The sequence below is a fragment of the Mucilaginibacter sp. 5C4 genome (assembly GCF_034345625.1).
Taxonomy (GTDB): domain Bacteria; phylum Bacteroidota; class Bacteroidia; order Sphingobacteriales; family Sphingobacteriaceae; genus Mucilaginibacter; species Mucilaginibacter aurantiaciroseus.
This window is the reverse complement of the sequence record NZ_CP133775.1, coordinates 3,531,765-3,545,724: the sequence shown is the minus strand read 5'-3', so window position 1 is coordinate 3,545,724 and position 13,960 is coordinate 3,531,765. Positions and strand designations below refer to the sequence as shown.

Genomic DNA, 13,960 nt, shown 5'->3' with positions numbered 1-13,960 from the left:
ACAGAATATTAATCTTTGCATTCGGTTAATTCAAAAATTCTATCAATTCGACTTCAGACAACCTCTGCTACTACAAAAGTACTTCCACCTGCAAACACCAGATCTTTATCTGTAGCGTTTGCTTGTGCCGCACGGAATGCTTCTTTAACAGACCCGTATGCTTCGCCCTGCAAACCAAAGCTTGCGGCTTGTTGTTTGATGCTTTCGGCTTCGAGACCACGCGGGATATCCGGGCGACAAAAATAGTAGGTAGCGTCGGTTGGCAGCATAGAGAGCACTTTGCTGATGTCTTTATCGTTCACCATCCCTATCACGAAATGCAGGTGCTCATATTTTACCGACGCGATGTTTTTGATTACTTCGGCAATGCCTTCGGGATTATGGCCGGTATCGCAAATGGTAAGTGGCTTATGGCTCAACACCTCCCATCGGCCATGCAAGCCGGTTAGCGTTTTAACCTGTTTTAAGGCTGCTGTGATGTGCTGATTAGTAATGTTGAAGCCTTGTTTGCGCAATTCATCAACAGCGGTTAAAACTGTGCGTAGGTTGTTTAATTGGTAGCTTCCAGGCAAATCGAGTTGGATATGAAGAGCGGGGAGTGGGGTTTGAGGAGCGTCTATTTCCAGATACTCCAGGTTCTCTTCTGACTTTTGACTTTTAACTTTTGATTTTACATCCGATGCAAACACAAAATCAGCATTTACCGACTTTGCTTTACTGATAAACACATCCGCAACCTCCTGTTGGTATTCTCCAATAATTACGGGGGTATTTGATTTAATGATACCCGCTTTTTCGCCTGCTATTTTTTGAAGGGTATCACCCAGTAAATTCATATGGTCCCAACCGATATTGGTGATGATGGATAGGAGGGGGTTGATGACATTGGTAGAATCTAACCGCCCACCTAAACCCACTTCTACAATGGCAATGTCAACCTGCTCTTTGGCAAATACATCAAAAGCGAGCGCGACCGTCATCTCAAAAAATGAGGGCTGGATCTCTTCAAAATCTGATTTGTGTTTAGCTACAAAATCGATAACGGTTTGCTTGCTGATCATCTCACCATTGATACGGATGCGCTCGCGGAAATCTTTTAGATGCGGTGATGTATACAGCCCGGTTTTATAGCCCGCAACCTGCAAAATTGCCGCCAGCATGTGCGATGTAGAACCCTTGCCGTTTGTACCACCCACATGCACGCTTTTAAACTTGTGCTCGGGATTATTCAGGATCTTCAGTAGCGCAATGGTGTTGGTCAGGTCTTCCTTGTAAGCAGAAGCGCCTACACGGGTAAAAACGGGTAGCTGGGTGTAGAGGTAGTTGAGGGTTTGTTGGTAGTTCATGAGAAGAGTGGTTCATAATTCATGGCCGAACTACTTGCATACAAATGTAGCATCGAAAACTGATAAGAGCTATCAGCCAAAGAAATTTTACAATGAACTATTAAATGGTATTATTGCCGCTTAAATACAAAAGTTTGTGTGTAAGTCCGGTCTTCGCTTACATTTGCTGAAGGGTTTACTTTTGCATTTTTAACAGCTTGTATACACTTATCAACTATGTCACCTTCGATGGATGTAGAACCTCGGGCAACGCTTGCAGAGATAATATTTCCATCAGCGTCTATTTTGAATGTAATCACGATTTTACCTTCAAAGTTGGTAACAACAGGTTTTGAAGGTGGTCGTGTGAAGTTACGAGCGGTTAACGCATTACCACCATTACCATCACCTGTTCCATTATAGTTATTGGTAAGCGTTGTACCGGTTGGTTTGCCCTGGTTACCCGGAGTGCTGCCTGTACCGTCGCCTTCGCCGGTGCCATTATTGGTTTTGCCTTTGTACAGGGCGTTTTGGTTTACTGCCGGTTTAGCAACGGTTTTGGTTGTTGGTTGTGTAGCTACGCTTTTGCTTGGTTTTGTTGTATTCGCAGCTACTTCGGGCGCATCGTCGGTGCTTTGGGTAACCACGTTTTTATCGCTGTTCTCCACCTGTTGTTTTTCTTCGGTTGGTGGGGCAGGGGTTACCTTATCGGGTTTGGTGTTGTTGGCTTTATCGGCTACTGAGGGTTCTTCGGTACTCATATAGTCGCTGCCCATACCTTCATCCACCGTACCGTAATTTACCAGGATGCCGCCGGTTCCCTCCTCATTTGGCGGCGGATTATGGAAAACAAGAAAATAGCATAGCGCCATCACCAAACCAAGTATGATGCCTGTAGCCAGAAATGCCTTTGGATAATTATTTTCTTCCCTGTAGTCCATTTATATTTAAGTAAAAGGCGAAAGGTTAAGGGTAAAAGGTTTTAAAAGTTGATTGCAATTGGCGTTACATTTTGCCTTTCAGCTTTTACCTTTCACTTTCCTGTCTATCCCTTCGGTTCTGTTGCCAGTACCATTTTTATGTTTAGTTTTTGTGCTATATCCATCACCTGCACCACATCCTGTATAGCCACGGTGCGGTCTACATAAAGTACTATGGTCAACTCCGTTGCAAGGCTTTTGTAGCTTTGCAGGGTAGGCTGTATCTGATCTACCGGTACCTGCTTTTTATCGATGGTGTAAACCAAATTCTTATCGATAGATACGTTGATAGTTTTTTTGGATACCGATTGCCCGCTTGATGATTTTGGCAGCATCAGCTTTACCACGTTGGGGTTGGTTACCGTAGACGCGATCAGGAAGAACAAAAGCAGGAAGAACATGATATCGTTCATGGCTGAAGTATGTACCTCTGCCGATGCACCTTTATGTCTTTTTCTTAAATTCATTTGCTTGGCTCCTCTAACAGGTCAATAAATTCGATGGCGTCAGTTTCCAGTTTCAGGATCACCTTATCAACCATCATATTTAAAATGTGGTAACAGATGTAGGCGATGATACCCACAAACAAACCTGCTGCCGATGTAACCATTTTTACGTATAAACCTCCCGAAATAACACCCATGCTGATGTTATCGGTTTTAGAAATATCATAAAAGATCTTGATTACACCCGCTATAGTACCCAGGAAACCAAACATGGGCGCTATACCGGCTACTATGCCGATGATACCGATGTTTTTCTCCAGTTTGGATACCTCCAGCTTACCTATGTTTTCGATAGCGCCTTCAATATCTTTAATCGGGCGGCCGATACGTAATAAGCCTTTTTGAAGCATACGGCCCAAAGGTGAATTACTATTACGGCAAATAGCAATAGCCGATTGCAGATCGCCGGAGTGGATGCTGCTGCGTACCTGGCTCATTAAATGCGATTCGTCTTTTGATGCCTTGCGGATGGTAAAGAAACGCTCGAAGAATATAACAAGGCCCAGTATAGCCAGTATCCCGATAGGTACCATTACCCAACCACCTTTTATCAACAAGTCGCCAAAGCGCAATTCTTCTTCGGGGATTTTTGCCAGTTGTTGGGTTGCGGCCGTATGCGCGGTATCAATCAGTTTTGCGGTGGTATCTGCTGCAACCTGCAATAATAACATCATAGTTTTTGTTTAATTCTTAATGTAAAATGTAGACCCTGTAGTGGGGATAATTATCTAACGTCTATCGGTAATATATAAACCTGCGAAGGCTTAATTTTACCGGTATTTAATATTTTATCTAATGCGGATGCCGCATCGCCTTTTAGCCTGTAAGTGCCAAGCGATATATTTTGCTTTTTACCCGGCACGCCTTCGGCAATGTGTGCTGTAAAGCCCATTTTTTCGTAGTTGGCTATTTCTATGTCAGCTTTAGCTATCGTGCTAAATGCGCCAACTATAATCTCATAACGTGGCCCTGTAATTTTATTGTCTACAATCGGCGCGCTTTTGGTGATCGTATCTTTTACAGGTGGTTTAATATTTGAAACTATGCTATCAGCCTTTACAGTCTTTTTAGTAGTGTCAACCGGTGCAAGCGTATCAACTTTGGCGTGTATCACTTCCGCCGTTTTGGTAGATTTTGGTTTTGGCGCTTCCCGGTTAAATATGGTAGAATCGTACCGGTTAACTAAATAAACTGCTATCCCGGTAAATACTATAGCCAGCGTAATAAACAATATGGTGGAGTTACGGCGTTTTTTACGGGTCAGTTTAACCAGGTAAGCTTCGTGCTCTTCATCAGTTTCATAGCGATAGCCTTCTGCTGCCGGCTCTTCTTCACCGGCCACAGCAACCGGGGCAACAGAAGTTGTTTGTTCGGCAGGCTGGTTTGTTGGATATAATGCCGCACTTTGTTCCGGTGCGTTCCCTAGTTTATAAAGACTTAACGGTTCGTAACCAAAAAACTCAGGATCGGAACTGTTACCTGTGCTTGGGCGGAAGTAAAGCTGATCGCCTTCGGTATAAAACCAGCCAAGATCGGCCAGGGCAACTTCCTCATACTGCGCCTGTAGTTTTATGTTATTGATGAATTTTTCGGTAAAGTATTTTGATGAGGCCAGCGAAATGTTCTTTCTATCGGCAATATATTGTGCCAGCGTTTCATCCTCTATAAATTGCGGGTCAAACTGTACGCTGTAAGTTGGCGGGTATATTTTATCCTCCCTTTCATTATAATGGCCATTAATGCGGGTATGTGCAAAACAGCCCAAACCCGGCACACTTACATCTCCATGTTGCGCCAGCAGGTCGCTTATAAAATTGCCTACATCCATTCGCTAAAAGTAAGGATAATTATAAAACATCAAAAAGCTTAAAATGCATAGCCTACACCACCGAATATATTAAACCCGTAATTTGGATAATAAACCCATGTTTTGCTGCTGGCATTCAAGATATTATTGGCCTGAACAAATACCGATAGCTGTTTGTTTATTTTATATGTAGCGCCGCCGCTTATATCGGCAAACGAATTTATTTGCGTGTATTGCGGTGCTGCCGGTGTGCTGCCCGTTACCAATAATGGGTCCTGCGTGCTACCGCGGAACATCAAAGATCCATTGATGTCAACCTTATCATTAATGTGGATGCTGGTACCCGCGGTAAGGATAAACTTAGGCAGGTTCCATGGTTGCGCTTCGCTTGCCATTTTGTAATCTTTAAATTCAACACGGCCATAAACGTTTACATCTTCGCTTGCTTTGAAATCAAGTTCGCCGTTAAAGCCGCTTACGCGCGCGTCGCCGTTATCATAAATAACCTGGTATTTGTTAAAGGTTGTTGCAAAGTTGTTGACGAACAAAGGCAGGTTTTTAATGCTGTTGCGGTAGATGGCTGCTTTAAAGCCAAGGCCCGGTGCGAGTGTTCCTTTTAAACCTACGGTGATGTCCAATTTATCTACCGAATTAGCCAGATTGATATTTTCGCCCAGGAAAGGGTTAACATCGGTTAGGTCTTTAATAGATGCGCGGTTTACGTCCCCTTTAGCTTCGGCAAAAAGTCGTACATACTTTGGCACTACCTGGAACTCCAGTTTTGCGGCAGGGAAGATGAAGAAACGGTCTGAAAAACCAAACTCTTTGGCAATGTTCACACCCACGTCTATCTTATAATTTTCGCCCTGGAACTTAATGTATGGGTTAGCCCTTACAATGCTGTTGTTTTGAGAGTAAAGCACATCTTTTTGTGAACCAAGGTCTAACGAGGCACTTAAGCCCGCGTAAAATTGTTTAACGGTTTTGTTTAAAAAACCACTGATAACCACGTTGCTTTCTTTGGCACTGAACGCATTGTTAAATACATACCCTTTAAATTTGGCGGCATAAGTAAACGCGTTCTCTACGTCTTTAAAGTTTTTAGCTATTTCTCCTTCGGCACCAATGGTGTTGAATACCTGTTTAGCGGGTTCAAAAGCGACCGGTGGGTTATCCTGGTCTATCCCGTAAAAATAGGTTTGATGGCGTTTGTAAGTGATGCGGCCGGTCAGCGTATTTTCTGCGCCAATGCTTTTGCCAAATACGCCAACCTCCTGGCGACTGTCGTTCTGCTTATCAAGCGATGAGCCCGATTGCGCGAAGTGTTTCAGGTAACCGCCAACCTGTAGTGCCTGGTCTTTACCGTTGCCAAAGTAAGCTTCGCCAAAGGTAGTTTTCATGCTACCGATACCCACTTTTGCGTAATTATTAGTTTGTATCGAATCTTGTTCCTGTGGCCTTTTCATGGCGTCCAGCTGGCGGATGTTGTTATCTTGTGATAGTTTTTTGTCTAACGGCACATAGTTCAATGGCGCTTTGTATGGAGTTTTATCTTCCAGGTCGGGGTTACGGCGGATTTTTACCGCCTCGGCTAATACCGGTTTGTATGATGTGGTTACTACAATCTCTTCGGCAAGGCTGCTGTTATTATCATTCGGATTATTCTGTCCGCCTTTTTTTGTAGTATCCGCCGCTACTTTTGATGCCGCATCGCCAAGGTTTTTGGCACCCGCTTTTTGCACGGTGGTGCTTTTAGCAGGTGTTTTAGCTTTGGATACAGGCTTAGCGGTAGTCTTAGCCTGTTGTTTCTTCACCGCGGGTTTCTTTGTTTGTGCCGAGGCCGGGACAAAGAAGAATACCGTTAATAAGGTAAGCAGTGCTATGGTGTGTCTTTGGTTCATTGCTTGTCTTGTTCTATTGTTCTTTGTTTTCCTGTTTGGTTGGTTCTGTAGTGGCAGGTGTGGTTGTTGCAGGTGCCGTCTCTGTTGGTTTTGCTTCCACAGGTGCTGTTCCTGCCGGTTTGGTTTCTACCGGTGCTTCCTGTTTAGCTTTAGATGGTTCAAGCACGCCCAGTTTCTGGCGGGCTATGGTTAAAATATCATCATCGCCTTTATAGTTATCAATAACACTTTGCAGCGTAGCTTTGGCCTGGAAGGCGTCTTTCAAACCGGCGTAATTGTCTGATAACAATATGTATGTTTTTGCCACCCAGTAATCGTAGTTTGGCAGATCCTTCACCAAGTCGAAACAGGTTTTTTGTGATGCCTTGTACTTGCCTTGCAGGTATTCTACATTGGCAATATTATATTTGGCTTCTGCTGCTGCGATGGTTTTGGTGTTGGTAACGGTGTAGTTCAACTCTTTAATAGCCGCTGTGGTATCGCCTCTTTGCAGGTAAGCTTTACCGGCGTAAAGGCCTGTTTTGAATTTATCTTCTTGTGATGATTTTTCGTTATCGCGTACCAGTTTGGCGTATTTCAATACATCATCCGGCATGTTTATTTGCGAGTAGCTCAACAACAGGTTGTTCACCGCGAAGCTATAATCAGCTTTATATTCTGAATTGGTTTCCAGCCTTTTCAGGAATACAATGGCATCGTTGTATTTCTTTTGCGCCATGTACAACTTAGCCATGCTAATCAATGATTTCTCGCTGTAAGCACTTGTCCAGTCGTTCAGGATCACGTTGTAGTCTACAACAGCATCATCTCCTTTATTCAGTTTAACCAAACTTTGCGCACGGATGAACCTTGATTGTTTCTCGTAGATCTGTTTGGTGGGGAATTTATCAAAGTAGGCGCCAACGGCATTAACCGTTCCCTGCCAGTCGCCTTTTAAGTAAAGGTTGTTTGCAGCGGTGTATAAAATGCTTTCCTGCTCGGCAGTGGTGTAGTTACCTATTGCAGTAGAGTTGGCGTAGTTTAAGAACGACGATGCGTCACCTTTATCGGTATATATCTTTTCAACTTGTTTTAAGGCCTGCTTAGCCTCGTCAGATGATGAGTAATCTGATACCACCTTTTTGAACGAGTTGGTTGCTTCGTCGTCCCTGCCGGCATTGTAATCAATTAAACCGATGGTGGTGTAAGCACGCGGTATATAACTGCTACGTGGATATTTGGCTATCATGGCGTTCAGGTCGGCCTTGGCACGGTCGCCATCGTTTTTCAGGAAGTAAGCGTAAGCGATCTCGAAAGATGCATCATCCGCGTAATCCGAATTTGGGAACTGGTTTAGCAGGCTGTTCAGCGTGCTGATCTTAGCATCCGGGTTGTTCTGTAAACCCTGTATAATACCACGCTGGAACAAGGCATATTCCTGTCCCTGGCTGTGGCGGCCAATAATACGGTCGTAATTTTCTAAGGCGTTGCCATAGCTTTTTAGCGCAAAGTAACTATCACCCAAACGGCTGATGGCATCGTTCTCGGTAGCCTGGTCTTTTACATCTCCACGCAAAAACTTCTCAAAGTAAGTAGCGGCTTTTTTGTATTGCTCATCGTAAAATGCGGCGTATGCAAGGGCATAATTGGCAAAGTTGGCTACGTCGGTCTGTTTAGATTCCGGCATCGCTAAAAACTCCTCAAAGTTTTCAACCGACTCGGTGTATTTCCTCACCTCATACATCGATTCGGCCATCCAGTAAAGGGTTAACGCTTGCACCTTAGTATCAACCGGGTTGCGTAAAGAGCGTAGGAAAATGCCTATAGCGTTTTCAAACGCGCGTTCGTTGTAAAACTCTAAACCACGATAGTAGGTTACCTTCTGGTAAGCTATCTGCGCGCTTTCAGATTTATTGGGAATGGGCTCCAGTATCTCAACAGCTTCCTTGTAGTTTTTTGAGTTAAGCAAAGCTTCGCCCAACAAGATCTTCACCTCATCGTTACGGGTAGATCGCGGGTAATTCTTCAGATATGCACGGGTGGCTATCAGCGCCTCGTTATTAAAATCGAGCTCGTAAGAAAGTTTGGCGTATTGGTACAAAGCGTCTTCCTGTAACTGTTTGTCGTAAGTTAGTCTTGATGCGGTACGGAATGCGTTACGGGCACTTTGCTTGTTGTTCATTTTCAGAAACACATCGCCCAGGGTATAACTACCACTTTGGCTGTAATTATCATTTTGGGCTACCAGTTTTTCTAACACGGTAGCGGCTTTGCCGTAGTTGCCTACTTTATAGTAAGCGTAACCTATCTGGTAGCTATCCTGCGTGTTTTGGGTACGGCCCTGGTCCTGTTCTTCAAAGCGGCTGTAATATTCCACCGACTTGTCGTAATTTCCCTTGGCAAAATACGATGCACCAATAATGCGCAGCATTTCAGTTTCATTTTGTTGCTTGGTGCTGTTGATGATCGGGATAGCGTAGTTGATCACATCATCGTAACGCTTATCTAAAAAGTAAACGGCAGTGATGTAATAAGGGTAGCTGTTCTCGTATTTTTTAGAGTTTTTAAGTTTCTCGAAGTTGAGCAGTGCTAAGTGGTAATCTTTATTCAAGTACGCGATGTAGGCGAAGTAATAGGTAGCATCATCGGTAAACGGCGAGCGTTTGTTTTTCACATCGGCGAATAATAATTGCGCGTTCTTATAATCGTTAGTTACAAAGTAGGCGTAACCCTTGCGGAATTTGTATTCAGTATTTTGCGAACCGGTTAAATCAACTGCATCCACTTTGTTGAACCAAATCAAAGCCTCGTTATACTTACCCTGTTTAATGTACGATTTACCAACCTGGAAGTACGCCTGCTTGGTGAGCGGGTTTTCCGGGTGCTCCTTTATAAAGCGGGCAAACATGCTTTCGGTATCATCATTACCCAATTCAAGCGCGCAAAGGGCTTCGTAATATTGCGAATTCTCTTTAAGCAAAGACAGTTCCGACTCGAATTTTGATTGCTGGCCGGTTTTTAAGCGGATTTGTTCAACCAGGCGATATTGCTCTGCAGCGGCAGCATATTTACCCATTGCCAACAGGTTGTTCGCATTCTGATAAATGCGGTTAGTGTGGAATGATGGGTTTTGCTGCGCCAGTGTTGGTAGGGCCAAAAGCACCGGTGCAATAAAGGTGATGTATCTAAGTTTGATCATAAAGCGCAATAATGATGGGTGCTAAATTAGCTAAACGCAAAAATGCAATCCACATTAGTAATTAACAAATGTGGATAATCGCTTTTTTTAAAACGATGCACTCTTATCTGTGGTATAGCTGTGGAAAACTTTAAATAGTGGGGTTTAATGGTGCTTTTAAAAGGTTTTGTCAAAAGAAAAAGCCAAATGTTGGTATCATTTGGCTGCAAAAATATTGTATTGGGAAAGTTTTAAGCCGCTGTGGACAATTGCTTCTTAATAGAGTTTAGGAGTACATTAATATCAAATGGTTTTGCTACAAAATCGTTAGGGCCATTCTCGTGGTTTAAGGTAGCGCCTACATTGTGGCTGGCAGAAATCATGATAACCGGGATTTTTTGAGTTTTAATTTGCTGTTTAATAAGTTTGCATAATTCCCGGCCATCCATATTGCCAAGCATAATATCAAGCAAGATCAAGTCGGGGTGTTTTTCCTGTATAGTGTCCAGTAACTTATGTCCATCAGACAGAGTGTCTACTTTATAGCCCGAATCTTCAAGGATGAATTTTAGTGCTTCCAGTATATCGTGATCGTCATCCACAGCTAAAATCCTTCTCATTTTATTATATTCTTAGTATCTCAATGTTTTATAATTTGTTACGAAGCAATACTTATACCAAAATAAAATTAATGTGAAATTAGTCTACTTTTTAATGATGTATCTGGCTTTTTTACAATTGGCGCAAAAGTATTTTTTGACCGGGAGAAAGAATAAAATATTTTTCACTAACCAGCTTCTGTGCAACTGGTGATGAAATAGATTGCCGCATTTTGGGCAATGTGTGCTGGATGGTTTAGGTTTATGGCTCAAATTGTTTCTACTATTATAGTAGTGTTGTAACTACGTTGAATGTTAGGGTTTGGTTTGCTTAGTGTTAAATATTAATACGCCGGGGTGCGCATTAACCATTGCAATGAGTCAATAGTTGTTTAACCTTATCAAGGTTGTAAAGTTAAAAAAAATGCTTTTTTTAACTTTATCCAATTTGTTCATTATTGATGTACTGCATAAATTGTTACAAAACGATTTTAATTCGACATTAAGTTAATGTAAAATAAATGAGATTTAGAATAAAATTATGAAACGTTCTTTGTAGTTAAAAATACGGGTTGAAAAGACAATTTCAACCCGTATTTATGCATTGATAATTAATATCCGAAGATTTGTTTCATATCAGGCTTGGTTAGCTCGCCGTATTTTTTAAGGTCGTCATCAGTAACGCGTTTGTCTGATGCTACGATACAGTAGGTATATGGTTTGCCTTTTAATTCGGTATCATGGAAAGTACTCATGTCAGCAAAGCTGATGTTGTTCACTTTTTCAAAAGTTGCTTTACGCGCATCATAATTTAAACCTTTGCGTTGTGCCGCCAGGTAAGTAAAAATGATACCATCCTGGGTAATGCGTTCGGTCTCAATTGATTTACGGATGTTCTCCTTAGCCGATTTAAACCCTTCTGCAGATTCAGGCATTTTGTTTAATAACTTGTTCATGGCTGCGATCGCATCGTTCATCTTGTCGCTCTGTGTGCCTACGTAGCCTGCAAAAGTGTTATCATCATTCTTCTTCTGCGATTCTATATAAAACGCGTAAGTAGAGTAGGCCAGTGCCTTTGATTCGCGAATGTTCTGGAACACGATAGAGCTGATACCAGATCCAAAATAATTGTTAAACAATTCAATGGTTGGGGCTTTATCTACATTGTAAGCATCCTCGTTGCGTACCCATTGTATTTCGGCCTGTACCATGTCAAAGTTGCCAAACAGCACGGTATTTTTATCAGCCTTAACACGCGCGAATTTTTTCATGGCAGGGTATGCCTGGAAGGTTGCCGGTGTTTTATGCAGCTTAGCTAATGTTGCGCCTGCCTGTACCGCGGTTTGCGGGCCATAGTATAATATGGTGTGTTTATAATTAACCAAACCATGTAGTATGGCAACCAGGTCTTCGGCTTTAAGGTTCTCAATTTCCTCGTCGCTAAGTACGTTGTTGAACGGGTTTTGCGCGCCGTATTGGGCGTAGTTTACCAGCCCCTGCATAATAGCGCCTTTGTTTAGTTTAAGGTTTTCTCTTGATCTTTTCAGGCGGGCCTTTAACCCGACAAGTGCTTTATCATCTGCTTTGCAGTTTGCCAGTAGGTTCTCAAACAAGGTAACAGATGCGCCAAAGTTTTCCTGCAACCCATTTATGCTGATGGTAGAGTTTTCGTTACTGGCGCTAAAGTTAAAGCTTGATGCTAGTTTGTAGAATGCCTTGCTAATGTCCTCTGCGCTTAGTTTATCAGTACTCAAAAATTGCAGGTACTGCGCAGCAATTGGCAACATTTTGTTGTTCCAGCTGCCCATATCGTAACGGTAGTACAAGCGGAAAAGGGCGTTGGTTTTATTTTGTACTGATAATACATCAACGGGGCCTGCTTTAGCACGCTGTATATCCTTATTAAAATCCAACCATACGGGTTGTACCGGGTTGGCCGGCATAGCGTTAATAGTTTTAACGTAAGCAGATTGCTCGCCCGCGTTCACCTCAACAGGTGTAATGGTTGGTTTATCAACCTTCATGATGTTTTTATGGGCACCCTGATGTTTGTAAACAATTACAAAATTGTTGGCCTTTAAGTATTTATTAGCGAAGGCCACGATCTGCGCCTTTGTTACTTTAGAAAGCTCGGCTATCGAAGCCACATCCGTACGCCAGTCAACACCCGATGTAAAATCATCCATTAGGTTGCTTGCGCGTTGGTTATAGCTTTCGTCCTGCTCAATTTTGCCCTTTTTGTAGTTATTAACGATAGACTGGATCAGGTCGTCAGAAAACTCACCTTTACGTAACTTGTCAATCTCGCTCAACATCAAAGCTTTCACATCATCAAGCGATTGCCCTTTAACAGGTGTGCCGCGTAGCACAAGTACGCTGTAATCTTTTAAAGTATTGGCTGATGCAAAAGCGCTAAGTAGTTTTTGTTTCTTGGTCAGGTCAAGGTCGAACAGGCCTGCCTTACCGTTGGTCAATAATGAACCCATCAGGCTCAACAAACGTGCATCACGTGTGCTGGCGCCGGGGAAACGGTATGCAATGGTCAGGTTCTCGGGGTTAGGGCCGTAAACGTCGCGCTGAACAGGCGCGGTAATTGGCACTTCCGGCGCGAAGGTATATGGCGGGGTAGCCTTGGTTTTCATATACCCAAAGTTTTGCGCCACTTTTTTGATCATCACATCAGGATTAAAATCTCCCGACAGGATAATACCCATGTTGTTGGGTACGTAGTAATTGTAATAATACTTGCGGATAGCTTTTAATGATGGGTTTTTCAAATGCTCGATTGTACCGATGGTAGTTTGTTTACCGTAGTTATTATTAGGGAACAATGCCTCAAACATGGCTTCCTGCACTTTACTTGGGTCGCTGTCAATTCCGCGGTTCTTCTCTTCGTAAACGGCCTCTAACTCGGTATGGAAGATACGAAGAACCGGCGCACGGAAACGTTCGCCCTGCATAGCCAGGAATTTATCTATAGATGAGCTTGGGATATCCTCGGTGTAAACGGTTTGCTCAAAAGAAGTAAACGCGTTACTATTTTGGCCGCCCATGGCTGCCATCATTTTATCATACTCGTTGGCAATGGCAAATTTCGCAGCCTCGCCCGATGTTTTGTCGATCTGTTTGTAGGTCTCTTTACGTTTTGCCTCGTCTTTGGTAGAGTTGTATTGCTCGTAAAGTTCGTCTATCTGGCCAAGCAGTGGTTTTTCTTTTGCCCAGTTTAGCGAACCGAATTTGTCGGTACCCTTAAACATCATGTGTTCCAGGTAGTGGGCAAGGCCGGTATGGTCGGCCGGGTCTGTTTTGCTGCCCGCCTTTACAGCGATGTATGCCTGGATACGTGGTTGCTTATCAGTGGGACTAAGTATTACAGTTAAGCCGTTCTTAAGTGTGTAAAACCGCGAGTTGGTTGGGTCGCCGGTTACATATTTGTAGGTGTAACTCCCGGAAGTGGCTGTTTTCCAGAGGTTGGTGGTCTGCGCCGATATTCGGCCCGCATAACCGCCTACCAGTAGTAGAAGTAATATTTTTAGTTTCATGTTAATAGTTAAGTATATAAATATAAACAAGCGACTTAACTATTTACTTAGGTGGAAGATTTAAAATAAATCAATCGGTGCTTTGTAATAAGAAAGTTACAGATTGGTAAGTCTGCCTAAAACAAAAAAGCCCCCATTACAAC

9 protein-coding genes are annotated in these 13,960 nt (G+C 43.0%); all 9 read right to left on the bottom strand.

Translation table 11 applies throughout. The features are described from left to right. Positions 1 to 53 precede the first annotated feature (53 nt). The 9 genes from RHM67_RS16635 to RHM67_RS16595 all read right to left on the bottom strand — a co-directional run bounded on the left by RHM67_RS16635 (position 54) and on the right by RHM67_RS16595 (position 13,817). Entirely contained in the window at positions 54 to 1,346 is a 1,293-nt protein-coding gene (locus tag RHM67_RS16635; protein ID WP_322228085.1) for a folylpolyglutamate synthase/dihydrofolate synthase family protein, read from the bottom strand. 110 nt (positions 1,347 to 1,456) lie between these two features. Next, positions 1,457 to 2,266 carry a TonB family protein gene (locus RHM67_RS16630; protein WP_322228084.1) on the bottom strand — a complete coding sequence of 270 codons (810 nt, stop codon included), beginning with the start codon at positions 2,264 to 2,266 and terminating at the stop codon, positions 1,457 to 1,459. A 104-nt stretch (positions 2,267 to 2,370) separates the two neighbouring features. Next, the gene (locus RHM67_RS16625) at positions 2,371 to 2,772 is read right to left on the bottom strand and encodes a biopolymer transporter ExbD (protein ID WP_322228082.1); all 402 of its coding nucleotides are present in this window, start codon (positions 2,770 to 2,772) and stop codon (positions 2,371 to 2,373) included. Beyond that, positions 2,769 to 3,485, bottom strand: coding sequence for a MotA/TolQ/ExbB proton channel family protein (locus tag RHM67_RS16620; RefSeq protein ID WP_322228081.1), 717 nt, complete (start codon positions 3,483 to 3,485; stop codon positions 2,769 to 2,771). Before RHM67_RS16620 ends, RHM67_RS16625 begins: the two co-directional genes overlap by 4 nt. Positions 3,486 to 3,535: 50 nt before the next feature. After that, on the bottom strand, positions 3,536 to 4,639 hold the full coding sequence (locus RHM67_RS16615) for a hypothetical protein (RefSeq protein ID WP_322228080.1): 1,104 nt from the start codon (positions 4,637 to 4,639) through the stop codon (positions 3,536 to 3,538). 38 nt (positions 4,640 to 4,677) lie between these two features. Further along, complete coding sequence (locus tag RHM67_RS16610; RefSeq protein WP_322228079.1) at positions 4,678 to 6,519, bottom strand: TonB-dependent receptor; 1,842 nt, start codon at positions 6,517 to 6,519, stop codon at positions 4,678 to 4,680. 13 nt (positions 6,520 to 6,532) lie between these two features. Then, positions 6,533 to 9,697 (bottom strand): tetratricopeptide repeat protein, encoded by a 3,165-nt coding sequence (locus tag RHM67_RS16605; RefSeq protein WP_322228077.1) that lies wholly within the window; start codon positions 9,695 to 9,697, stop codon positions 6,533 to 6,535. A 230-nt stretch (positions 9,698 to 9,927) separates the two neighbouring features. After that, positions 9,928 to 10,296, bottom strand: a complete 369-nt coding sequence (locus RHM67_RS16600; RefSeq protein ID WP_322228076.1) for a response regulator — start codon at positions 10,294 to 10,296, stop codon at positions 9,928 to 9,930. A 590-nt stretch (positions 10,297 to 10,886) separates the two neighbouring features. Next, positions 10,887 to 13,817 carry a M16 family metallopeptidase gene (locus RHM67_RS16595; RefSeq protein WP_322228074.1) on the bottom strand — a complete coding sequence of 977 codons (2,931 nt, stop codon included), beginning with the start codon at positions 13,815 to 13,817 and terminating at the stop codon, positions 10,887 to 10,889. Positions 13,818 to 13,960 lie beyond the last annotated feature (143 nt).

Excerpts from the sequence above, each read along its gene's own strand:
- RHM67_RS16625 (WP_322228082.1), bottom strand. The coding sequence starts at position 2,772 with ATGAATTTAAGAAAAAGACATAAAGGTGCATCGGCAGAGGTACATACT.
- RHM67_RS16610 (WP_322228079.1), bottom strand. The coding sequence starts at position 6,519 with ATGAACCAAAGACACACCATAGCACTGCTTACCTTATTAACGGTATTC.
- RHM67_RS16635 (WP_322228085.1), bottom strand. The coding sequence starts at position 1,346 with ATGAACTACCAACAAACCCTCAACTACCTCTACACCCAGCTACCCGTT.
- RHM67_RS16615 (WP_322228080.1), bottom strand. The coding sequence starts at position 4,639 with ATGGATGTAGGCAATTTTATAAGCGACCTGCTGGCGCAACATGGAGAT.
- RHM67_RS16605 (WP_322228077.1), bottom strand. The coding sequence starts at position 9,697 with ATGATCAAACTTAGATACATCACCTTTATTGCACCGGTGCTTTTGGCC.
- RHM67_RS16600 (WP_322228076.1), bottom strand. The coding sequence starts at position 10,296 with ATGAGAAGGATTTTAGCTGTGGATGACGATCACGATATACTGGAAGCA.
- RHM67_RS16595 (WP_322228074.1), bottom strand. The coding sequence starts at position 13,817 with ATGAAACTAAAAATATTACTTCTACTACTGGTAGGCGGTTATGCGGGC.
- RHM67_RS16620 (WP_322228081.1), bottom strand. The coding sequence starts at position 3,485 with ATGATGTTATTATTGCAGGTTGCAGCAGATACCACCGCAAAACTGATT.
- RHM67_RS16630 (WP_322228084.1), bottom strand. The coding sequence starts at position 2,266 with ATGGACTACAGGGAAGAAAATAATTATCCAAAGGCATTTCTGGCTACA.